The organism is Mycobacterium sp., assembly GCF_965229265.1.
Lineage (GTDB): Bacteria > Actinomycetota > Actinomycetes > Mycobacteriales > Mycobacteriaceae > Mycobacterium.
Genome location: NZ_CBDDIY010000011.1, coordinates 119,362 through 139,275, shown reverse-complemented (window position 1 = coordinate 139,275; position 19,914 = coordinate 119,362). Strand labels below are relative to the sequence as shown.

The following is a 19,914-nucleotide window of genomic DNA, read 5'->3' as shown; positions in this document are numbered from 1 at the left end:
TGTAGTTGCGCGTATTGACGCGCTGTGCACATACTGTGAGCGTGACGGTGACCGACATCGAGATTGCCTCCCAGCCGGAACTCTGGCGTAGGACCGCCGCGGCCGACGTCCCGGAGTTCGTCACCGCGCCGGGCCAGCGCATGCTGGTAATCGGTTGCGGAACATCGGCTTTCGTGGCGATGGCGTACGCACAGCTGCGCGAGGCGGCCGGGTACGGGGAAACGGACTGGGCCTACGCCTCCGAGGTCCCCACCCGGCGTCGCTACGACATCGTGCTGGCGATCACCCGCTCGGGCACCACCACCGAGGTCATCACCGCGCTCGACGAGCTCGACGCCGGGACCAAGGTGGTCATCACCGCCGTCCCGAACGGACCGCTCGCCCCGTTGGTGGACCACGAACTGGTGCTGGAGTACGCCGACGAGTCAAGCGTGGTGCAGACCCGGTTTCCCACCACTGTCCTGGTGATGCTGCGCAAGGCGCTGGGCCACGACCTGGCACCGGTGCTCGCCGACGGTGATCGCGCGACCGCAGAGCCGCTGCCCGCCGACGCGGCCTCCTATCGGCACTACGTCTACCTGGGCTCGGGCTGGACGGTCGGGCTGGCGTACGAGGCGGCGCTGAAGATGCGCGAGGCCGCCCAGGCCTGGAGCGAGTCCTACCCGGCCATGGACTACCGGCACGGCCCGATCGCCGTGGCCGGACCGGACAGCCTGGTCTGGCTGCTCGGCACCCCACCCGACGGCCTGGTCGACCAGATCGCTCAGACCGGGGCCACCGTGGTAACCGGAGACCTCGACCCGCTGGCCCAACTGGTCCAGGCGCAGCGTTGCGCGGTCGCCGCGGCCACTGCCAAGGGGCTCAACCCCGACCAGCCCCGCGGACTGACCCGGTCGGTGGTGTTGGCATGACACCCGCGCGGTCGAACCTCAGATTTCCGGCTCCTGCCCCCTCTCCCCGAAGGAGTACCGAGATGAACCGATCGCGCGTCATCGTCGCCCTGCTGGCGGCGCTCGCCCTGGTGCTGAGCGCATGCGGGGGTGGAGGCGACAACCAGGCCGGCGGCAAGACCAAGATCGTGGTGTGGAACGGCTACGTCGACGAGCAGGGTAAGAACTTCACCGCGCTGATCGACCAGTACAACAAGGCCCACCCCGACGTCGAGGTCACCCAGCTGATATCCAGCAGCGACCAGGTACTGCAGAAGGTCCTGACCGCGGTGCGCGGCGGCAGCGCGCCCGACATCGCCTACATGTTCGGCTCGTGGTCACCCAACATTGCCAAGATCCCCCAGGTTGTCGACATGAAATCGGAAGTCTCCCAACCAGACTGGAAGTGGGATGACTTCTACCCGTCCGAGCGCGCGGCAGCCACCGTGGGCGACAAGGTCGTCGGCGTACCCGCCCTGGTGGACAACCTCGCCATCGTCTACAACAAGACCCTGTTCGAGCAGGCCGGCGTGGCACCCCCCACCGACCAGTGGACCTGGGATGACTTCCGCGCCGCTGCGGCCAAGCTGACCGACCCGGCCAAGGGCCAATACGGCTGGCTGCTGCCCGCCGACGGCACCGAAGACACCGTGTGGCACTGGCTGCCCATGCTCTGGGAAGCCGGCGGCGACCTGCTGTCCCCGGACAATTCGCACGCCGTGTTCAACTCCGAGGCCGGCGTCAAGGCGCTAACCGTGCTGCAGCAGATGGCCGTCACCGACAAGTCGATCAACCTCGACACCACCAACAGCAACGGCACCAAGCTGATGAACAGCGGCAAGATCGGGATGCTGGTCACCGGTCCGTGGGACCTGAGTTCGCTGTCCGACATTCAGTACGGCGTGCAGGTGTTGCCGACCTTCGCCGGCTCGTCCGGCGGACACCAGACCATCTCCGGGCCGGACAACTGGGTGGTGTTCGACAACGGCGCCGCACGCAAGAAGGCCGCCGTCGACTTCGTCAAGTGGGTGACCGCCCCCGAGCAGGTCAAGACCACCTCACTGGCCACCGGCGACCTGCCCACCCGGGCCTCGGTCGGCCAGGACCGCGCCCTCGTCGACCAGCTCGACCAGAAGCTGCCCGGCTCGGCGACCTTCGTTGCCAATATGGACAACGTGCGCAAGATCCGGCCCACCGTCGAGCAATACCCGGCCATCTCCGAGGCGTTGGGCCAGGCGATCGTCTCGGTGCTGCTGGGCAGCGCGCAGCCCGCCGAGGCCCTCGACACCGCCGCGCAGGCAGCCGACAAAGCGCTGGCCGGTAAGTAGCCGACGCGATGCTCGAGCAGGCGTCCCCGCCCCGCCGACCGTCGCTGCTGGCGCGACTGGCCCGGTCGGAGAACGCTTCCGGGTGGGCGCTGGTCAGCCCCGGCGTGCTGCTGATCGCCATCTTCGGGCTGCTCCCCGTGCTGATGTCACTGAAGCTGTCGTTCCAGAAGTCCGACCTGCTCAGCCCCGAGACGCCGTGGGTCGGCCTGGACAATTACCGAACGCTGGCCAGCGACCCGCTGTTCGTCGAATCGGTGCGCCACACCCTGGTCTACACCGCACTTTTCGTGCCGGGCACCATGCTGGTGGGACTGTTGGTGGCGGCGGCGATGAACCGGTCACTGCGGTTCATGTCGCTGTACCGCAGCGCCGCCTACGTCACGATGACGGTGTCCACCATCTCGCAGGGCATCATCTTCATGTGGCTGACCGACCGTGACTTCGGCCTGGTCAACGCGGGGCTCAACGCGGTCGGTATTGCCTCCCAGCCGTTCCTGTCCTCGCCATCGCAGGCGCTTTACGTCATCGTCGTGATGACGATCTGGGGCTGGACGGGCTTCGCAGTTGTCATCTATCTGGCTGCGCTGCAAGGTGTTCCACCCGAGCTGCACGAGGCGGCCGCCATCGACGGCGCCAGCCCGTTCACCCGGTTCCGCACCATCACGGTGCCGCTGCTCGGCCCGGCCAACCTGTTCCTGCTGGTGTGGCTGACCATCAATGCGCTGCAGCTCTTCGGTGAGGTGTACCAGACCACCCGCGGCGGGCCGCTGCGCGCCACCACCGTGGTGGTGTACTACCTCTGGGATCGCGCCTTCGTCCAGTTCGACGCGGGCTACGCCGCCGCGATGGCCTACGCCCTGTTCTTCGTCATCGTCGTCATCACCGCGGTGCAGTTCCGCATCGCCCGTCGATATGTGCACTACTCATGACCCGCACCGCGCCACCCACCGACCTCACCGCGCCGGTGCAGGCCCCGGCCGACGACACACCACGGCGGAGACTGCCGTTCAGCCCCTGGCATCTGGTGTTGATCCCGCTGGCATTCCTGCTGACGGTGCCGCTGCTGTGGATGTTCATCACCTCGCTGCAGACCCAGAACGAGGCCAACCGGTTTCCGCCCGTGCTCCTTCCGCAACACCCGCACTTCGAGAACTATCCCCAGGCGTGGGACACCGCCCCGTTCGGGCAGTTCTTCCTCAACAGCGCACTGGTGACGCTGGTCGTCCTCATCAGCAATCTGGTGCTGTGCGGCCTGGCCGGGTATGCCTTCGCCAGGATCCGATTCCTCGGTCGCGGAGCCCTTTTCGTCGTCCTGATGGCCACCCTGATGGTCCCGTTCCAGGTGACGATGATTCCGGTCTTCCTGATCGTGAAGTGGTTCGGCGACAACGTCTGGGCGCCGGTCGGTATCGACCACATCGGCGCGCTGATGCTGCCCAACCTGGCCAGCGCGTTCGGAATCTTCTTCCTGCGACAGTTCTTTCTCACCATTCCCGTCGAGCTCGAGGACGCCGCACGCGTCGACGGCACGTCGCGGCTCGGCGTGTTGCTCAAGATCGTGCTGCCGCTGTCGTTGCCGGCGTTGTCGACGCTGGCCGCGCTGACCGTGCTGACCTCGTGGAACGACTTCCTGTGGCCGTTGGTCGCGATCACCAACACCGATCAGATGACGGTTCCGTTGGGGCTGAGCTATTTCCAGGGCGCACACAACACCCAGTGGCCACTGCTGATGGCGGCCAACGTCATGAGCGTGCTGCCGATGCTGGTCGTCTTCATGGTCGCGCAGAAGTATTTCGTCCAATCGGTGGCCAGCGCCGGACTGAAGGGCTGATATGGCAGAAGTGCAGTTCTGCGGCGTCTCACGCCGCTACGCCGGCGGCCTCGAGGCCCTGAAGAACCTCGACCTGACCGTGCACGACGGGGAGTACCTGATCCTGGTCGGACCGTCGGGATGCGGAAAGAGCACCGCGCTGCGGCTGCTGGCCGGTCTCGACAAGCCCACCACCGGCGAGATCAAGATCGGCGGGGTCACGGTCAACGACCTGGGGCCCGGCGAGCGGGACATCGCGATGGTGTTCCAGAACTACGCGCTCTACCCGCACATGACCGTGTACGGCAACCTGGCTTACGGTCTGCGGCAACGTAAAACGCCCCGGCGCGAGATCGACCAGCGGGTGCGCGAGATCGCGGCCATGCTGGAGATCGCCGAGCTGCTGGACCGCAAACCCGGGCAGCTCTCCGGGGGCCAGCGCCAGCGCGTGGCGATGGGCCGGGCGCTGGTGCGCAAGCCGCGGGCATTCCTGCTCGACGAGCCGCTGTCGAACCTCGACGCCAAACTGCGCACCCAGGTGCGCGGTGAGCTCAAGCGGTTGCACCGCGAATATCCGGTGACCTCGCTCTACGTCACCCACGACCAGACCGAGGCGATGACGCTCGGGGACCGGTTGTGCGTGATGTCCAAGGGCGAGGTCCAGCAGATCGGCACCCCCGACGACATCTACAACCGGCCGGCCAACACCTTCGTCGCGACCTTCATGGGCAACCCGCCGATGAGCCTGATCACGGCATCCATCCAGGGCGGCGTCCTGCACATCGCCGGCGCTGCGGTGCACCCGGTCGCCGCGCCGGACGGACCGGCCACCGCCGGCGTGCGCCCCGAACACGTGACGGTACAACCCGGGTCGGTACCGGGCGCGGCCGTCGCCGCGGTCGTCGACTTCTGCGAACCGCTCGGCAGTCACGTCTTGGTACACACCCTGGTCCACACCGACGGCGGCCCGGACCGGGTCGTCGTCCACGCCGCTCCCGGCACGGTGTTCGACCCGGGAACAGCCGTAAGACTGGGGCTGTCGCCGGAGACGACGTATCTGTTCGACGCCGCGACCGGCTCGGCGTCCCGGTCGCGCGAACGGATCACCCTCGGATGAACTTGCCGCAAAGCCTATTTCGCGCCCGCGGCGATCACCTCGAGGTTGCGGGCCTCCGCGGCACTACGGTCGGCCTCGGCGATGCCGGAGTCGGTGACCAACGTGTTGATCATCTCCGGTCCGCAGATGCGCGCGAAGGTCACCTTGCCGATCTTGGAACTGTCGGCCACCAGCACGGTGCGCGCGGCCTGCTGGATGAACGCCAGGTCGGTGTGGGCCTCCATCTCGTCGTGGGTGGTGCAGCCGCCGGCCACGGTGAACCCGTCGGCACCGACGAAGGCGATGTCGAAGTGGTACTGGGCGATCATCGCCTCGGCGGCGGGCCCGACCAGTTCGTAGGACGCGTGCCTGGCCTTGCCGCCCACCACGACCAGTCGAATGTTGGGCCGCGAGATCAGCTCGGCGGCGATGTTCAGCGCGTTGGTCACCACGGTCAGATTGCGCCGCTCGGCCAGCGCACGGGCCACCTCGGTGGCCGTCGTGCCGCCGGTGATCCCGACGACGTCGCCGTCGTGCACCAGCGTGGCGGCCGCGAGCCCGATCGCCCGCTTCTGCTTGAGCTGCCGAGATGCCTTGTACCGGATGGGCATTTCCAGCCCCGCCGGGTTGGGCAGCGCGCCGCCGTGCGTCCGGCGCACCAGGCCCTGCTCGTGCAGGGACTGCAGATCTCGCCGGATGGTCGCGGGCGACACCTGGAACTCCTCGGCCAGGCGGACGACGTCCACACTCCCGCCGTCGCCCAGTCGGTCCAGAATCTCGCCAAGCCGCTCCGCTTTCACGCACGCAGTCTACGTGTCCACACCGATCAAAACGAACAACTATGCGCAGTACGCTAGCGAAAGGTTTCGCCGTGAATCCCGTCCTCGACGCGGTCGCCAGTCCTTCCCCGGGGCAGCGACCACGTGGCATCACCTCGGTGTGCTCGGCGCACCCCCTGGTCATCGAGGCAACCATGCGCCAGGCCCTGACCGACGGGTCCGCGGTGCTGATCGAGGCCACCTCGAATCAGGTGGACCAGTTCGGCGGTTACACCGGGCTGCGACCAGCCGACTTCCGGGTCATCGTCGAGAATGTCGCCGGCCGTGTGGGTTTGCCGCTCGACCGGGTGGTGCTCGGCGGTGACCACCTCGGCCCGAACCGGTGGCGAGACCAGACCGCGTCCGCGGCGATGGCCCATGCCGAGGACCTGATCCGCAGCTACGTCGCGGCGGGCTATGCCAAGTTGCATCTGGACTGCAGCTACCGCTGCGCCGACGACGACGCCCCGCTGACCGACGAGGTGGTCGCCGAACGCACCACCCGACTGCTCGAAGCAGCCGAATCCGAGGCCGCCCGGGTCGGCGCCACCGGCCTGCTGCGCTATGTGATCGGCACCGAGGTGCCCACGCCCGGCGGCGCGGACCACCAGATCGACACGCTGCGGCCCACCGACGCCGACGCGGCCCGAGCCACCCTGCGCCAGCACCGGCAGGCCTTCGCCGCGGCGGGCCTGGGCCACGTCTGGCCCCAGGTGATGGCGCTGGTGGTCCAGCCCGGTGTCGAGTTCGACAACCTCCACGTCGTCGACTACGACCCGGTGGCCACCGAGCAGTTGCGCACGGTGATCGACGGCGAGCCGACGATGACGTTCGAGGCCCATTCGACCGACTATCAACGGCCAGAAGCGTTGTGGCGGCTCGTCGCCGACGGCTGGCGGGTGCTCAAGGTCGGACCGGCACTGACCTTCGCCATGCGCGAGTCGTTGTTCGCTCTGGCGGCGATCGAGGACGACCTCGTCGCCCCCGGGGCGCGCTCCGAACTTCGTCAGGTCGTCGAATGGCGCATGCTGGCAGCCCCCGAATACTGGGAGCGCTACGGCGCGGGGACACCCGTCCAGCAGCGGATCGCGCGGATGTTCAGCTACAGCGACCGGGTGCGGTACTACTGGACCGACGCCGAGATCGACACGGCGGTGCACACGCTGTTCGCCAACCTCGACGCCACCGGCATCCCCGAACCCATGCTGAGCGCCTACCTGCCCGAGCAGTATGCCCGAGTACGCGCAGGATTGATCACGGCGACTCCGAAAGACGTTGTCCTCGACCATATTCAGGGCGTGTTGCGCAGCTACTGGCAAGCCTGCGCACAGGAAACCAGCGACGTCCCGTCCAGGCTGGCCCCATGCCGCTGACCCGCACCGCGGAGTTGATTACCGCCGCCCAGCACGCCTGCACCGCGGTACTGGCCTTCAATGTGATCACCCTCGAGCACGCCGAGGCCATCGCCGCCGGCGCGGAGGCGGCGGGCAGCCCGATCATCATGCAGATCAGCGAGAACGCGGTGAAGTTCCACGGCGGCCGGCTGCGACCGATCACCGCCGCGGTGTGCGCGGTCGCCGCCGAGGCGGCGGTACCGGTGTCGGTTCACCTCGACCACATCGAGGACCCCGACCTGGTGCGGGCAGGAGCCGACGCCGGTGTCAGCTCGGTGATGTTCGACGCCGCCAGACTCGAGTACTCCGAGAACGTCGCCGCCACCCGTGCGGTCGTCGACTGGGCCCGCACCCGAGGGCTCTTCGTGGAAGCCGAACTCGGCGAAGTGGGCGGCAAAGACGGCCCGCACGCCCCGGGGGTGCGCACCGATCCCGACGAGGCGGCGGCGTTCGTGGCCGCGACCGGGGTGGATGCACTGGCGGTGGCCGTCGGCAGCAGCCACGCGATGGCGACCCGCACCGCCTCGCTGGACTTCGACCTGATCGCCCGGCTGCGCTCGGCGGTCACGGTGCCCCTGGTCCTGCACGGGTCCTCCGGTGTGGCCGAATCCGATCTGCGCACCGCGGTCGCGTCCGGCATCACCAAGATCAACATCGGCACCCTGCTCAACGTCGCGTTCACCGGGTCGGTGTGGGCCCACCTGAGCGCCAACCCGGCATCGGTCGACCCGCGGCCCTACCTCGCGGCGGCGCGGGCGGCGACCGCCGAGACCGTCGCCGGCGCGCTGGCCGCTATTCGACGGTGACGGACTTGGCGAGGTTGCGCGGCTTGTCGACGTCGTAGCCGCGTGCCCGCGCCACTGCGGCGGCGAACACCTGCAACGGCACCGTCGACAGCAGCGGCTGGAAAAGCGTTGACACCGCCGGTAATTCGAAGAGGTGGTCGGCGTAGGGCCGCACCGTGTCGTCGCCTTCCTCGGCGATGACGATGGTGACCGCGCCGCGGGCCTGCACCTCGCGGATGTTGCTGAGCAACTTGGCGTGCAGGGTGGCCGCATTCTTCGGCGAGGGCATCACCACGATGACCGGCAGACCTTCGTCGATCAGCGCGATCGGACCGTGCTTGAGCTCACCGGCGGCGAACCCCTCGGCGTGCATGTAGGCAAGTTCCTTGAGCTTCAGCGCGCCCTCGAGCGCCACCGGGTAGCCCACATGCCGCCCCAGGAACAACACGGTGGGCGACGCGGCGAACCGCTGTCCGAGTTCGGTGACCGGCCCGACGTGCTCGAGCACCCGGCCCACCAGCTCGGGCATGGCCTCCAGCTCGCGGTATTCGCGTTCCACCTCGTCGGGGTACTTGGTGCCGCGGGCCTGCGCCAGGGCCAGGCCCACCAGGTAGTTGGCGGCGATCTGGGCCAGGAACGTCTTGGTGGCCGCCACCCCGATCTCGGGTCCGGCGCGGGTGTAGAGCACCGCGTCGGCCTCGCGCGGGATCTGGCTGCCGTTGGTGTTGCAGATGGCCAGCACCTTGGCCTTCTGGGTCTTGGCGTGCCGGACGGCCTCCAGGGTGTCGGCGGTCTCGCCGGACTGCGAGATCGCGATCACCAGGGTGCCGCGGTCCAGCACCGGGTCCCGGTAGCGGAACTCGCTGGCCAGCTCGACCTCCACGGGCAGCCGGGTCCAGTGCTCGATCGCGTACTTGGCCAGCAGACCCGAGTGGAACGCGGTGCCGCAGGCCACGATGAAGACCTTGTCGACCTCACGCAGCTCCTGATCGCTCAGCCGCTGCTCGTCGAGCACGATCCGGCCGTCGACGAAGTGGCCCAGCAGGGTGTCGGCGACCGCCGTCGGCTGCTCGGCGATCTCCTTGAGCATGAAGTAGTCGTAGCCGCCCTTCTCGGCGGCCGACAGATCCCAGTCGATATGAAATTCGCGGGCGTTCGCGGCGTCGTCCCGGCCGGCGAAGTCGGTGATCCGGTAGCCGTCGGCGGTGATGACCACCGCCTGGTCCTGGCCCAGTTCGACGGCGTCCCTGGTGAATTCGATGAAGGCTGCGACATCCGAGCCGAGGAACATCTCGCCGTCGCCGACACCGACGACCAGCGGGGTCGAGCGCCGCGCGGCGATGATCGTGCCCGGATCGTCGGCGTGGGCGAACACCAGCGTGAAGTGCCCCTCCAGCCGCCGCAGCACGGCCAGCACCGACGCCTCGAAGTCACCGGCGGTGGGGCCCTGCCGATAGGCGTGGGCGACCATATGCACGGCCACCTCGGTGTCGGTGTCGCTGGCGAACTCGATGCCCTCGGCTTCCAGTTCCTGGCGCAGCGTGGCGAAGTTCTCGATGATGCCGTTGTGCACGACGGCGAACGTGCCTGCCGCATCCCGGTGCGGGTGCGCATTGCGGTCGGTGGGCCGGCCGTGGGTGGCCCACCGGGTGTGGCCCATGCCCGCGGTTCCGGCCAGGGCGGCCGGTTCGGTCTCGGCCAGTGCCTCTTCGAGGTTGGCCAGTCGGCCGGCGCGGCGGCGGACGGTCAGCCCGCCGTGGCCGTCGAGCAGCGCCACCCCCGACGAGTCGTAGCCGCGATATTCCATCCGCCGCAGTGCGTCCACCACGACATCCCGGGCAGGACGATGCCCGACATAGGCCACGATTCCGCACATGGGTATCAAGGGTAGTGCAGCTCCGGGTCAGGGCCGGTGGGTTAGGTTCTTGGGGTGGCCAGGACTCGTAAGCTATTCGCGGCGCTGACCCGCCGCGGTCCGCATCAGGTTCTACGCGGTGACCTGGCCTTCGCCGGGCTTCCCGGCATCGTTTACACCCCGGCTTCGGGGTTCAACCTGCCCGGCGTGGCCTTCGGTCACGACTGGCTCACAGATGCCGATCACTACGTGAAGACGCTGGAGCACCTGGCGTCGTGGGGAATCGTGGCGGCCGCCCCGAACACCGAGCGTGGCCTGGCCCCGTCGGTGCTGAATCTGGCATTCGACCTCGGCACCACCCTGGACATCATTACCGGGGTCCGGCTGGGTCCGGGCTCCATCAGCGTGCACCCCACCAAGCTCGGCCTGGCCGGGCATGGATTCGGCGGCTCGGCGGCGGTGTTCGCCGCGGCGGGCCTGGCCGGGGCGGGCAAGAACGCGCCGAAGGCCGTCGCCGCCCTGTTCCCGTCGGTCACCAAACCGCCCGCTCAGCAACCGGCCACGACGCTGAAGGTGCCGGGGCTGGTGCTCAGTGCGCCCGACGATCCGCAGTCGCTACGCACCGACGCCCAGGACTTGGCCCTGGCTTGGCCCGGTTCCGTGCTGCATGTCGTCAGCAAGGCGACCTCCGCCGGCCTGGCCGAGAAGCGGCGCTTCGCCCGGGTGCTGGGCATGCCGGGCTCCGACCGCGGGACCCAGAAGACCGTGCGGGCGCTGCTGACCGGCTACCTGCTGTTCCAGCTGACCGGCGACAAGACCTACCGGGAATTCGCCGACCCCGAGGCCGTGCTGCCCAAGACCGAGCAGCTCGACCCCGAGGCGCCGCCGCTGACGCCCGAGGACAGGATCGTCGCGCTGTTGAAGTAGCCCGGTTCGGAGCCACGAGTGGCCAGTTACGGCACGCATTCGGCGCAGTTTCGTGACGTAAGTGGCCACTGGACGAAACGCGACGAAACCCGACCAACTGGTTGGTGATATAACGTGCTGATGCGCACCGGAATATTTCTGGATTACTCGGGTGGTTTCCGCGAGGCCGTCGAGCACATCGTGGTGTTGGAGCAGGCGGGGGTGGACATCGCCCTGGTCGCCGAGGCGTATTCCTACGACGCCGTCAGCCAGCTCGGCTATCTGGCGGCCAAGACCTCGACCATCGAGCTCGGATCCGGCGTCTTCCCTATCTACACCCGCACCCCCAGCCTGCTGGCGATGACCGCCGCCGGCCTGGACTTCGTCTCCGACGGCCGCTTCCGGCTTGGCATCGGGACGTCGGGACCGCAGGTGATAGAGGGCTTCCACGGGCTGCCGTTCGACGCCCCGCTGGGACGCACCCGCGAGGTCGTCGACATCTGCCGTCAGGTGTGGCGGCGCGACCGCGTCCAGCACCAGGGCCGCAACTACCAGATCCCGCTGCCACCCGGTCAGGGCACCGGCCTGGGCAAACCACTGCACCTCATCAATCATCCTGTGCGCGAACGCATTCCAATCACCATCGCCGCACTGGGCCCCAAGAACGTCGAGCTGACCGCCGAGATCGCCGAGGGCTGGCAGCCGGTGTTCTTCTACCCCGAGAAGGCCGACGATGTCTGGGGCGAGGCGCTGCGCGCCGGGAAAGCCAAGCGCGACGCACAACTCGGCGAGCTCGACGTGATGGTCGGGGTGTCGCTGGCCATCGGCGACGACGTCGAGGAACGGCTGAATTGGGCCAAGCCGCATCTGGCGCTCTACATCGGCGGCATGGGCGCCAAGGGCCAGAACTTCTACCACAAGCTGGCCACCCGCTACGGGTACGGCGAGTTGGCCGATCACATTCAGGAGCTCTACCTGTCCGGCCGCAAGGCCGAGGCGATTGCCGCGGTGCCTGACGAGTTGGTCCGCAACGTCTCGCTGATCGGGCCGCGCGGGTTCGTCAAGGAGCGCATCGCCGCCTTCGCCGAGGCCGGCGTCACCACGCTGCTGGCCACCCCGGTCACCGCCGACGGCGCCGAATATGTCAGCTACGTCGAGGAACTTCAGCGACTGCTGCCCTGAGCACCGGTGGGCGCGCGGCCCGCTGCTCGTCGGCGGGCCGGAGCAGACGACGGTACGACGGTGGCACCGCCGGTCGGCCGGGGTCGGTGCTCACTGGCCGACCTGGGGTAGCTCGTCGGCGGCGATCTCACAGGGCGTCTGGCTACCCGCTGTCTCCGGTTCCGGCGGGGCTGGCGGCGGGAGTTCGACCGGTTCGACGTCGCTGACCGCGGGCTCGGCGACGGGCTGCCCGCCCTCGCCGGCAGGCGCGTCCCCCTGCGCCGGCTCGGCGATCGGAACAGCCTCGGGCCCAGCGTCATCCGGCTCATCGACGACCGGTTCGGGATCATCGGCCTCGGCTGGATCGTCGGCCGTAGGCACATCGTCGTCGACGCGGTCCGGCACCGGGTCGTCGACCGGCGCGTCGGGCGTCGTGCCAGCCAGGCCGCCCAGCGCGTCGGCGATCTGACCGGCCAGACCGGACAGGCCGCCGGCGACGTCCGGCATGGCCGGCACGCCCGCGGAGGGGACGCCCCCAAGCGCGGGCGGCGTGGGAGGCACGGCCGGCGGTGGTGGTTGCGGGACACTGGGCTCCGGCGGGGGCGCCGCCGGCGTGAAGGCGGGCTCGGGCTCAGCAACCGGGGGCGGTGCCGCCGGAGCAAAGGCGGGAGCGGCCGACGGCACCGTCATCGCCGCGGGTGCAACGCCGATCCGGGCCACCGACGGGGACGGCCCCGGGGCCAGGGGTCCGGGCACCTCGAAAACTGCTGCGGGAGCGCCGCTTAGACGTCGTACCGTGTCGTCGAAGGCAGCCGCCGCCGAGGCCGTCGCCGACCGCATCGCATCGACCCACTCGGTGCGGATGTCGGTATCGACATAGGGCGTGATCTGTCCGGTCACGACCTCGACGGCTTCGCCGCGTTCGGCTCCCCCGCCGGTCACGATGCCGGCCGCGGTCAACCACGCCGGCCGCTCGCCGGCGCGACGGTCGTCGATCGACACCGCCGCATCGACCTTCCCGTCGACCAGCTGCCACAGGCGGTCCCGCAGCGCCTCGCAGGCCTCGGCTGCGGCCCGCAATGCGCCCGCCACCGCTTCCCCGGCCGCGCAATGCCGGTCGGTGAATTCTTCTGCCCGAGAACCGGATCCGCCCTGCCACGCCGCTGCGAGCAGAACGCAGCCATCCCGCTCGATCCGCAGCGCCTCCTCGGCGGCGCCGGCAGCGGCCCGCAACACAGCGCAGTCACCGTCCAGCGCCGGCAGATCCAGACCGTCCTGACCGCCATACCAGTCGAGGATCTGCGCGCCGTGTGCGGTCAGGTCCGGGTGCTGATAGCCGACGGCATGGCAGGCCGCCACATAACTCTGGGTATTGGCCACCGAGGGTCTGCCCTGAGCCAGCCGCCCGGCGGCGTCCGCGGTCATTGCGGCACCGCGTTGAGGTCGGCGTCGACATACCGGTCTGCGGCCACCCGTAGCGCCGCGGCCACCTCCGCGGCGGCCCGTGACCAGCGCTCCAGCTCGGCGGCGAGCCGGTCCAGCTCGGCGCGCACCGCATCTCCGCCGGCGACGTGCGCCCGCCCCGCCAACGCCCCGTCGAAACGAAACCGGCTCAGCTGCGCCCGGCGCGCGTCGTCGAGAAGGTCAGCAGCGGTGTCGAAGCGCTGCGCCGCGGCGCGCAGCGCCGCGGTGTCCACGCGTGTGGTCCCCATGCCTGGGTATGACGCACAAGCGCCTCCGCCGGTTCCGGCGGTCGGCGGATCAGCTTTCCGCGGAGACCGATTCGGCGATGCGCAGTGCCAGCTGGCGCGCGGTGTCCTCGTCGGCGGCCTCCACCATGACGCGTACCAGTTGCTCGGTTCCGGACGGGCGCAACAGAATTCGCCCGGTGTCGCCCAGCTCGGCCTCGGCTTCACGCACCGCGCTCTGCACCCCGGGCGCCTCGGCGACGGTCGCCTTGTCGACAACCTGGACGTTGATCAGGACCTGCGGGAGCGTCTGCATCGGCGCGGCCAGGGCCGCCAACGTCGAGCGGGTTTGCACCATCCGCGACATCAGTCGCAGCCCGGTGATGATCCCGTCGCCGGTCGTGGCGAGTGCCGGCAGCACGATGTGACCGGACTGCTCACCGCCGAGGGTGAACTCCCCGGCCCGCAGTTCCTCCAGAACGTAGCGGTCGCCGACGCCGGTGGTGCGCACCGCGATGCCGGCCTCGCGCATGGCCAGATGCAGGCCGAGGTTGCTCATCACCGTGGCCACCAGGGTGTTGGAGGCGAGCTCACCGGCCTCCCGCATGGCCAGCGCCAGCACCACCATGATGGCGTCGCCGTCGATCACCGCTCCGGAGGCATCCACCGCCAGGCAGCGGTCGGCGTCGCCGTCATGAGCGAGTCCCAGGTCGGCCTTGTGGGCCCGCACCGCGGCCTGTAGTTGCTCCAGATGCGTCGAGCCGCAGCCCTCGTTGATGTTCAGGCCGTCAGGTTCGGCGTTGATCGCGATCACCCGTGCGCCGGCGGCCTGATAGGCGCGCGGCGCGGCCAGTGAGGCGGCACCGTTGGCGCAGTCCACGACGACGCGCAGCCCCTCGAGCCGCTGCGGCGACGCCGCGCGCAGGTGGTGCAGGTACCGCTCCAGAGCGTCGGGCGCATCGACGACACGGCCGATTCCGGCACCGACGGGACGCAGGCCGGGGCCCTGGGCGACCAGTTCCTCGATGCGGTCCTCCGCGTCGTCGTCGAGCTTGTGGCCGCCGGGACCGAAGATCTTGATGCCGTTGTCGGGCATCGGGTTGTGCGATGCGGAGATCATCACGCCGAAGTCGGCGCCATAGGCGCCGGTCAGGTGGGCCACAGCCGGGGTCGGCTGCACCCCGACCCGCAACGCATCGACCCCCTCGCTGGTCACTCCGGCGATCACCGCCGCCTCCAGCATCTCGCCGCTGGCCCGCGGGTCGCGGCCGATGACGGCGACGCGGCGGCCTGAGCCACCCGTGCCGGCCAGCCGGCGTGCCGCCGCGGCCCCGAGGGCCAGCGCCAGCTCGGCGGTCAGCTCCCGGTTGGCGACGCCGCGGACCCCATCGGTCCCGAACAGTCGTCCCATGCGGACAAACCTCTCACAACTCGCGGCTCACGACACAACCCACGAGGTTATCGGCCGTGTCGGCGCAGAACCGACATTTCACCGAGACCCGGCGCAACCAACACTGCCCGCACCCTGGGTGGGTACGGGCAGTGCGGTGATCCTGCGAGTTGCCGGTTAGCGGCTCTCGGCGGCCGCCGGCGGGGCCGGAGTCGCACTGGTGGTGGCGGCGGGCGCCATCCCCGGTGTGCTGTGGCTCTCGGCCGGCGCGACCTCGGAGTTGCCCGGGCCGTTCTGGCTGAACGTGTAGCTCAGCGTGCCGGTGGTGCTGGTGCACGCCGGCAGGGTCTGGACCTGGCTGGTGTCCAGCTCCGCGAGGCGGGCCGACAGGTCATCACCCGGGCACACCGAGGTGGCCAGCGTCTGCGCGCCAGCCAGCGACACATCCTGGATGACGCCGATCTGCTGGCCGTCGACGGTGAGTGCGACGTCGATCTTGCTGTCGCCCACCACGGACTGCGGCGCCGACGGAGCCGCGTTCGCAAGACCTAAACCACCCGCGACGAGCAGCGATCCACCGAGAACGGCACCTGCGGCCATCTTCGTCATCGTGTTCATATTTGCTCCACTCTGTTGTTGGCAGGGAGTCAGAGCTGCGCGAGCTATCACCACACACAGCCCCAGAAAGGAGGACCCACCCCCGGAAGGGTCCCGCCTCCTACCTTGGGAAGCCGACGTCTCCGCCGGCTCGTAGTGGCGTTGCCGCATCCCCGCGGACTCAAACCGAAACTCGATTGGCCGCGGTCAGCCCCTCAACAGGCGATACACAAAGTGAGGAAGCCCACAAACAACTCGCCGGGCGCCTCCGGATGACTCCGAGGACGCCCGGCGAGCCGGTGCGTTTGCGAAACGCGGCAGATCAGCGCTTGCTGTACTGCGGCGCCTTGCGGGCCTTCTTGAGGCCGTACTTCTTGCGCTCGATGGCACGCGGGTCACGCGTGAGGAAGCCGGCCTTCTTCAGCGCCGGCCGGTCCTCGGGCTGCACCAGGATCAGCGCGCGAGCGATCGCCAGGCGAAGCGCTCCCGCCTGACCGGACGGGCCGCCGCCGTCGAGGTGGGCGTAGATATCGAAGCTGTCCACCCGGTCGACGGTCACCAGCGGAGCCTTGATCAGCTGCTGGTGCACCTTGTTCGGGAAGTAGGCCTCCAGGGTGCGCCCGTCGAGGTGGAACTGGCCGGTGCCGGGCACCAGGCGAACCCGCACCACGGCCTCCTTGCGGCGGCCGACGGTCTGGATCGGGCGGTCGATGATGATCGGCTCGCGCGGAGCGGCCTCTTCGGTGACCTCGGGGACCTCGACGACCTCGGTCAGCTCAGTCGTCACCTCGGTCGTCTCGTCTGTCGTCTCGCTCACTGGTCCACCTGCTTGATCTCGTACGGAACCGGCTGCTGCGCGGTATGCGGATGGTTGGGACCCGCGTACACCTTGAGCTTCTTCTGGATCTGCCGGCTCAGCTTGTTATGCGGCAGCATGCCGACGATGGCCTTCTCGACCACCCGATCGGCGTGCTTTTCCATCTCTTCGCCCAGCGTGCGGGACCGCAGACCACCCGGGTAACCCGAGTGGCGGTAGGCCATCTTGCTCTGGAGCTTGTCGCCGCTGACGGCGATCTTGTCGGCGTTGATAACGATGACGAAGTCGCCACCGTCGACATTCGGCGTGAATGTCGGCTTGTGCTTGCCGCGCAGCAGATTAGCTGCCGCTACGGCGAGCCGGCCGAGCACCACGTCGGTGGCGTCGATGACGTACCACGACCGCGTGGTGTCACCCGCCTTCGGCGTGTACGTAGGCACAGCACTACCTTCTTTTCTTCTCGGGTTAGGTCCCGGTGCGACCCGGGTGCCGGTCGAAGCGCGACGGTGGGGGTTGCTCCTCGGCGACCAACACTGACCCGAGAACCCGGCTTACCCCGCGGACAACCGCGGCGTACCGCACGCCAACGTGGCAGCTTACCTGCGGTGATCCGCGCAGGTCAAAACGCGCTTGCTCGGTCGTAGATGACATTGGCGACGGCCCGGACGTAACCCGTCCCGCCGGCGTCGGCCATGGTGACCGACACCGTCGCCATCCGCCGGCCGACGCGTTCGGTGGCGGTGGCCAATGTCAGGGAACGCCCGTCGACCGGGGGTGAGCGGAAGTAGTGAACGCTGAGGTCGGCCAGGGTGTAGTGGTCGCCCGGGCCGGTGTGGGCCTGACCGGCCAGCGAGCAGGCCTGGCCGACGATCGACGCGATCACCCCGCCCTGGATCGCGCCGAGCGGGTTGGCCATCCACGGTTGGGGTGCGACGGTCAGGACCGGCTCCTCCCCCACGGCCACCGTCATGGCCAGCAGTTCGCACAGCGGTCCGCGAGCGATGTCACCCCGGCTGATTGCGGTCAGGATCCGGCGGCCGTCCCAGTCCGGATCGATGGCCGACACGGTCGTGTCCAGATCGGGCGGCGCCGGCAACGTGTCGGCCGCGGCGTCGATCGCATCCTTGTCCAGGGCCCGCAGCGCAGCAGTGGTGCGCCCCACTCGGACGGCCCTGGCCACCCCCGAGCAGACGACCTGGTGCGACCCGTTCGTCACGGTGACGGCGGCCGTCCCGTACCGGTCGTCGTGGTGGGACAGCACCGACACCCCATGCAGCAGGTCGCCGACCCGGGCCGGCGCTCCCGCGGTGAGCGCGAGCCAGGACTGCACCGTGGCGACCGGCTCGGAAAACGAATACCAGTAGGCCCCGCTGGTGACCGATTCGGCCATCACCGCGTAGGCCGGCATCTCCACCACGCCGCGGTGGTCGGCCAGGACGGCGGTCACGTGCTGGTCGAGCGCGATCCCGGCCTCGCTGACCTGGGCGGAGCCGACGCAGAAGGCCGCCTGCGGCGCGTTGGGTGTGCTCATCACCTGGCATCCTCGCAGATGACGGAAAGGAACGCCGATGTCCGACTTGCCCTACCGGGACCCCGGGCTGTCGGTGGACCGGCGGACCGATGATCTGCTGTCGCGTCTGCCGTTGGCCGACAAGGTCGGGTTGATGTTCCACACGATGGCGGTGCCCGCTGGTGTCGACGAGGTGGTCACCCTGCTCGGCGAGCACTCGTTGCGATCGTTGCTCGAGCGCGGCCTGCGCCACTTCAACATCCTGGGTTCGCTGCCCGACGGCCGATCTTTTGCCCAGTGGCACAACAGCATTCAGGAGCTCGCGGTGCAGCGTCCGCTCGGTGTGCCGGTCACGTTCTCCACCGATCCGCGGCACCATTTCGGCGACAATCCGCTGACGCAGATGATGGCGGGGCCGTTCTCGCTGTGGCCCGAACCGCTGGGACTGGCCGCGATCGGTTCGCCCGAGCGGGTGCGCGAGTTCGCCGATATCGTCCGTCAGGAGTACCTGGCCGTGGGCATTCGCGTGGCACTGCACCCGCAGCTCGACCTGGCCACCGAGCCGCGGTGGTCGCGGATCAACACCACCTTCGGCGAGGATGCCGAACTGGTTTCCCGGCTCGGTGTGGGCTACGTCCGCGGGCTGCAGGGCGATCGCCTCGGCCCCGGATCCGTCGCCGCGATGATCAAACACTTTCCCGGCGGCGGCCCGCAGAAGGACGGCAACGATTCGCACTTCGCCTGGGGGCGCGAGCAGGTTTACCCGGGCGGCAACGCCGATTACCACCTGCAGCCCTTCCGCGCGGCGCTGCGGGCCGGCGCGGCCGAGGTGATGCCGTACTACGGCATGCCGGTCGGCACCGAGTGGGAGGAGGTGGGTTTCGGGTTCAACAGGGCGGTGATCACCGGTTTGTTGCGCGGCGAGCTGGGCTTCGACGGCATTGTCTGCACCGACTGGGGTTTGATCAGCGACCATCCCGGCATCGGCGAGCTCGGGGTGGCCCGCGCCTGGGGTGTGGAGCACCTGAGCCGCCAGGAGCGGATGTTGCGGGTCATCGACGCCGGGGTCGACCAGTTCGGCGGGGAAGACTGCACCGACGTGCTACTGGATCTGGTCCGCGACGGGCGGGTCAGCGATTCCCGGATCGACGAGTCGGCGCGGCGGCTGCTGCGGATGAAATTCGAGCTCGGTCTGTTCGATCACCCCTTCGTCGACCAGGACCAAGCGGCGATGACCCTGGGCCGTAGCGACTTTCGCGACGCGGGGACCCGGGCCCAGCGCGACTCGCTGACTCTGCTGACCAACACCGAGGGATTGCTGCCACTGCCCCGCGGGGTCACCGTGTTCGCCCCGCAGATCGCCACGCTCATGGGGTACGCCGAGAAGGTCGACGACCCGGCGCAGGCCGACGTCGCCCTGCTACGCGTCAAAGCCCCCTTCGACCCCGGGGCGGATGGCTTTGCCGCGCTGTTCCATCACGGCTCACTGGAATTCGGCGCCGACGAGCTGCGCGGGATCCTGGATGTCTGCGACCAGCTGCCCACCGTGGTCGACGTCTACCTGGACCGGCCGGCGGTGCTGACTCCGTTCGTCGATGCCGCGGGAGCGGTCATGGCGAACTTCGGGGTGAGTGAACAGGCACTGCTCGACGTGGTGTTCGGCGAGTCGGGGCCGGCGGGCTCGCTGCCGTTCGACCTGCCCCGCTCGGATTCGGCGGTGGAAGCCAGCCGCACCGACGTGGCCTTCGACACCGTCGACCCGCTGTTCCGGTTCGGGCACGGGCTGCGCTACCCACGGTAATTCGGTTTCGGAACCGGCGCCACGTGTGG

Annotated in this window: 19 protein-coding genes; 10 read left to right on the top strand and 9 right to left on the bottom strand. The window is 69.1% G+C overall.

The features are described 5' to 3' along the window. The first annotated feature begins 41 nt into the window (after window positions 1-41). The 5 genes from ADBZ9K_RS13150 (at window position 42) to ADBZ9K_RS13130 (ending at window position 5,184) form a co-directional block, all read left to right on the top strand. The gene (locus tag ADBZ9K_RS13150) at window positions 42-911 is read left to right on the top strand and encodes an SIS domain-containing protein (protein ID WP_526621162.1); all 870 of its coding nucleotides are present in this window, start codon (window positions 42-44) and stop codon (window positions 909-911) included. Between the two features lie 62 nt (window positions 912-973). Then, window positions 974-2,257, top strand: coding sequence for an ABC transporter substrate-binding protein (locus ADBZ9K_RS13145; protein ID WP_526621160.1), 1,284 nt, complete (start codon window positions 974-976; stop codon window positions 2,255-2,257). Window positions 2,258-2,265: 8 nt separating this feature from the next. After that, on the top strand, window positions 2,266-3,186 hold the full coding sequence (locus ADBZ9K_RS13140; RefSeq protein WP_526621158.1) for a carbohydrate ABC transporter permease: 921 nt from the start codon (window positions 2,266-2,268) through the stop codon (window positions 3,184-3,186). Continuing rightward, window positions 3,183-4,088 carry a carbohydrate ABC transporter permease gene (locus ADBZ9K_RS13135; protein ID WP_526621156.1) on the top strand — a complete coding sequence of 302 codons (906 nt, stop codon included), beginning with the start codon at window positions 3,183-3,185 and terminating at the stop codon, window positions 4,086-4,088. The genes ADBZ9K_RS13140 and ADBZ9K_RS13135 overlap by 4 nt, the downstream gene beginning before the upstream one ends. Window position 4,089: 1 nt before the next feature. Beyond that, complete coding sequence (locus ADBZ9K_RS13130) at window positions 4,090-5,184, top strand: ABC transporter ATP-binding protein (RefSeq protein ID WP_526621154.1); 1,095 nt, start codon at window positions 4,090-4,092, stop codon at window positions 5,182-5,184. A gap of 14 nt (window positions 5,185-5,198) precedes the next feature. Here ADBZ9K_RS13130 and ADBZ9K_RS13125 read toward each other — a convergent pair whose 3' ends face one another. Beyond that, entirely contained in the window at window positions 5,199-5,963 is a 765-nt protein-coding gene (locus ADBZ9K_RS13125; RefSeq protein ID WP_526621153.1) for a DeoR/GlpR family DNA-binding transcription regulator, read from the bottom strand. 71 nt (window positions 5,964-6,034) lie between these two features. Between ADBZ9K_RS13125 and ADBZ9K_RS13120 the strand changes: the two genes are divergently transcribed. After that, on the top strand, window positions 6,035-7,354 hold the full coding sequence (locus tag ADBZ9K_RS13120; protein ID WP_526621151.1) for a D-tagatose-bisphosphate aldolase, class II, non-catalytic subunit: 1,320 nt from the start codon (window positions 6,035-6,037) through the stop codon (window positions 7,352-7,354). Then, window positions 7,345-8,181 carry a class II fructose-bisphosphate aldolase gene (locus ADBZ9K_RS13115; RefSeq protein ID WP_526621150.1) on the top strand — a complete coding sequence of 279 codons (837 nt, stop codon included), beginning with the start codon at window positions 7,345-7,347 and terminating at the stop codon, window positions 8,179-8,181. The genes ADBZ9K_RS13120 and ADBZ9K_RS13115 overlap by 10 nt, the downstream gene beginning before the upstream one ends. On the opposite strand, the gene glmS is transcribed toward ADBZ9K_RS13115, so the two are convergent. After that, on the bottom strand, window positions 8,168-10,036 hold the full coding sequence (gene glmS, locus ADBZ9K_RS13110) for a glutamine--fructose-6-phosphate transaminase (isomerizing) (protein WP_526621148.1): 1,869 nt from the start codon (window positions 10,034-10,036) through the stop codon (window positions 8,168-8,170). The two genes, ADBZ9K_RS13115 and glmS, sit on opposite strands and share 14 nt — an antisense overlap. Before the next feature lie 54 nt (window positions 10,037-10,090). Here glmS and ADBZ9K_RS13105 point away from each other — a divergent pair, with 54 nt between their 5' ends. Next, window positions 10,091-10,942, top strand: a complete 852-nt coding sequence (locus ADBZ9K_RS13105; RefSeq protein WP_526621147.1) for a dienelactone hydrolase family protein — start codon at window positions 10,091-10,093, stop codon at window positions 10,940-10,942. 120 nt (window positions 10,943-11,062) lie between these two features. Continuing rightward, window positions 11,063-12,103: an LLM class F420-dependent oxidoreductase gene (locus tag ADBZ9K_RS13100; protein ID WP_526621146.1), complete on the top strand. Its 1,041-nt coding sequence runs from the start codon at window positions 11,063-11,065 to the stop codon at window positions 12,101-12,103. Between the two features lie 90 nt (window positions 12,104-12,193). Here the strand turns inward: ADBZ9K_RS13100 and ADBZ9K_RS13095 are convergent, their stop codons facing one another. The 7 genes from ADBZ9K_RS13095 to ADBZ9K_RS13065 form a co-directional block, all read right to left on the bottom strand. Continuing rightward, on the bottom strand, window positions 12,194-13,507 hold the full coding sequence (locus tag ADBZ9K_RS13095) for a hypothetical protein (RefSeq protein ID WP_526621145.1): 1,314 nt from the start codon (window positions 13,505-13,507) through the stop codon (window positions 12,194-12,196). After that, a complete protein-coding gene (locus ADBZ9K_RS13090; protein WP_526621144.1) occupies window positions 13,504-13,794 on the bottom strand; it encodes a DUF7162 family protein in 291 nt (96 codons plus the stop codon). The genes ADBZ9K_RS13095 and ADBZ9K_RS13090 overlap by 4 nt, the downstream gene beginning before the upstream one ends. A gap of 49 nt (window positions 13,795-13,843) precedes the next feature. Further along, window positions 13,844-15,181: a phosphoglucosamine mutase gene (gene glmM / locus ADBZ9K_RS13085; RefSeq protein WP_526621143.1), complete on the bottom strand. Its 1,338-nt coding sequence runs from the start codon at window positions 15,179-15,181 to the stop codon at window positions 13,844-13,846. 156 nt (window positions 15,182-15,337) lie between these two features. Beyond that, the gene (locus ADBZ9K_RS13080) at window positions 15,338-15,778 is read right to left on the bottom strand and encodes a hypothetical protein (RefSeq protein ID WP_526621141.1); all 441 of its coding nucleotides are present in this window, start codon (window positions 15,776-15,778) and stop codon (window positions 15,338-15,340) included. A gap of 301 nt (window positions 15,779-16,079) precedes the next feature. Beyond that, a complete protein-coding gene (rpsI, locus tag ADBZ9K_RS13075; protein WP_526622611.1) occupies window positions 16,080-16,475 on the bottom strand; it encodes a 30S ribosomal protein S9 in 396 nt (131 codons plus the stop codon). A 95-nt stretch (window positions 16,476-16,570) separates the two neighbouring features. After that, window positions 16,571-17,014, bottom strand: coding sequence for a 50S ribosomal protein L13 (gene rplM, locus ADBZ9K_RS13070; protein ID WP_526621139.1), 444 nt, complete (start codon window positions 17,012-17,014; stop codon window positions 16,571-16,573). A 179-nt stretch (window positions 17,015-17,193) separates the two neighbouring features. Next, a complete protein-coding gene (locus ADBZ9K_RS13065; RefSeq protein WP_526621137.1) occupies window positions 17,194-18,105 on the bottom strand; it encodes a PaaI family thioesterase in 912 nt (303 codons plus the stop codon). A 37-nt stretch (window positions 18,106-18,142) separates the two neighbouring features. Between ADBZ9K_RS13065 and ADBZ9K_RS13060 the strand changes: the two genes are divergently transcribed. Beyond that, window positions 18,143-19,885, top strand: a complete 1,743-nt coding sequence (locus ADBZ9K_RS13060) for a glycoside hydrolase family 3 protein (protein ID WP_526621136.1) — start codon at window positions 18,143-18,145, stop codon at window positions 19,883-19,885. The last annotated feature ends 29 nt before the right edge of the window (window positions 19,886-19,914 follow it).

What these genes read in the sequence shown, in the direction of transcription:
- ADBZ9K_RS13145 (WP_526621160.1), top strand. Translation starts at nt 974, where the DNA reads ATGAACCGATCGCGCGTCATCGTCGCCCTGCTGGCGGCGCTCGCCCTG.
- ADBZ9K_RS13140 (WP_526621158.1), top strand. Translation starts at nt 2,266, where the DNA reads ATGCTCGAGCAGGCGTCCCCGCCCCGCCGACCGTCGCTGCTGGCGCGA.
- ADBZ9K_RS13135 (WP_526621156.1), top strand. Translation starts at nt 3,183, where the DNA reads ATGACCCGCACCGCGCCACCCACCGACCTCACCGCGCCGGTGCAGGCC.
- ADBZ9K_RS13130 (WP_526621154.1), top strand. Translation starts at nt 4,090, where the DNA reads ATGGCAGAAGTGCAGTTCTGCGGCGTCTCACGCCGCTACGCCGGCGGC.
- ADBZ9K_RS13115 (WP_526621150.1), top strand. Translation starts at nt 7,345, where the DNA reads ATGCCGCTGACCCGCACCGCGGAGTTGATTACCGCCGCCCAGCACGCC.
- glmS (WP_526621148.1), bottom strand. Translation starts at nt 10,036, where the DNA reads ATGTGCGGAATCGTGGCCTATGTCGGGCATCGTCCTGCCCGGGATGTC.
- ADBZ9K_RS13100 (WP_526621146.1), top strand. Translation starts at nt 11,063, where the DNA reads ATGCGCACCGGAATATTTCTGGATTACTCGGGTGGTTTCCGCGAGGCC.
- ADBZ9K_RS13095 (WP_526621145.1), bottom strand. Translation starts at nt 13,507, where the DNA reads ATGACCGCGGACGCCGCCGGGCGGCTGGCTCAGGGCAGACCCTCGGTG.
- ADBZ9K_RS13090 (WP_526621144.1), bottom strand. Translation starts at nt 13,794, where the DNA reads ATGGGGACCACACGCGTGGACACCGCGGCGCTGCGCGCCGCGGCGCAG.
- glmM (WP_526621143.1), bottom strand. Translation starts at nt 15,181, where the DNA reads ATGGGACGACTGTTCGGGACCGATGGGGTCCGCGGCGTCGCCAACCGG.
- ADBZ9K_RS13080 (WP_526621141.1), bottom strand. Translation starts at nt 15,778, where the DNA reads ATGAACACGATGACGAAGATGGCCGCAGGTGCCGTTCTCGGTGGATCG.
- ADBZ9K_RS13065 (WP_526621137.1), bottom strand. Translation starts at nt 18,105, where the DNA reads ATGAGCACACCCAACGCGCCGCAGGCGGCCTTCTGCGTCGGCTCCGCC.
- ADBZ9K_RS13060 (WP_526621136.1), top strand. Translation starts at nt 18,143, where the DNA reads ATGTCCGACTTGCCCTACCGGGACCCCGGGCTGTCGGTGGACCGGCGG.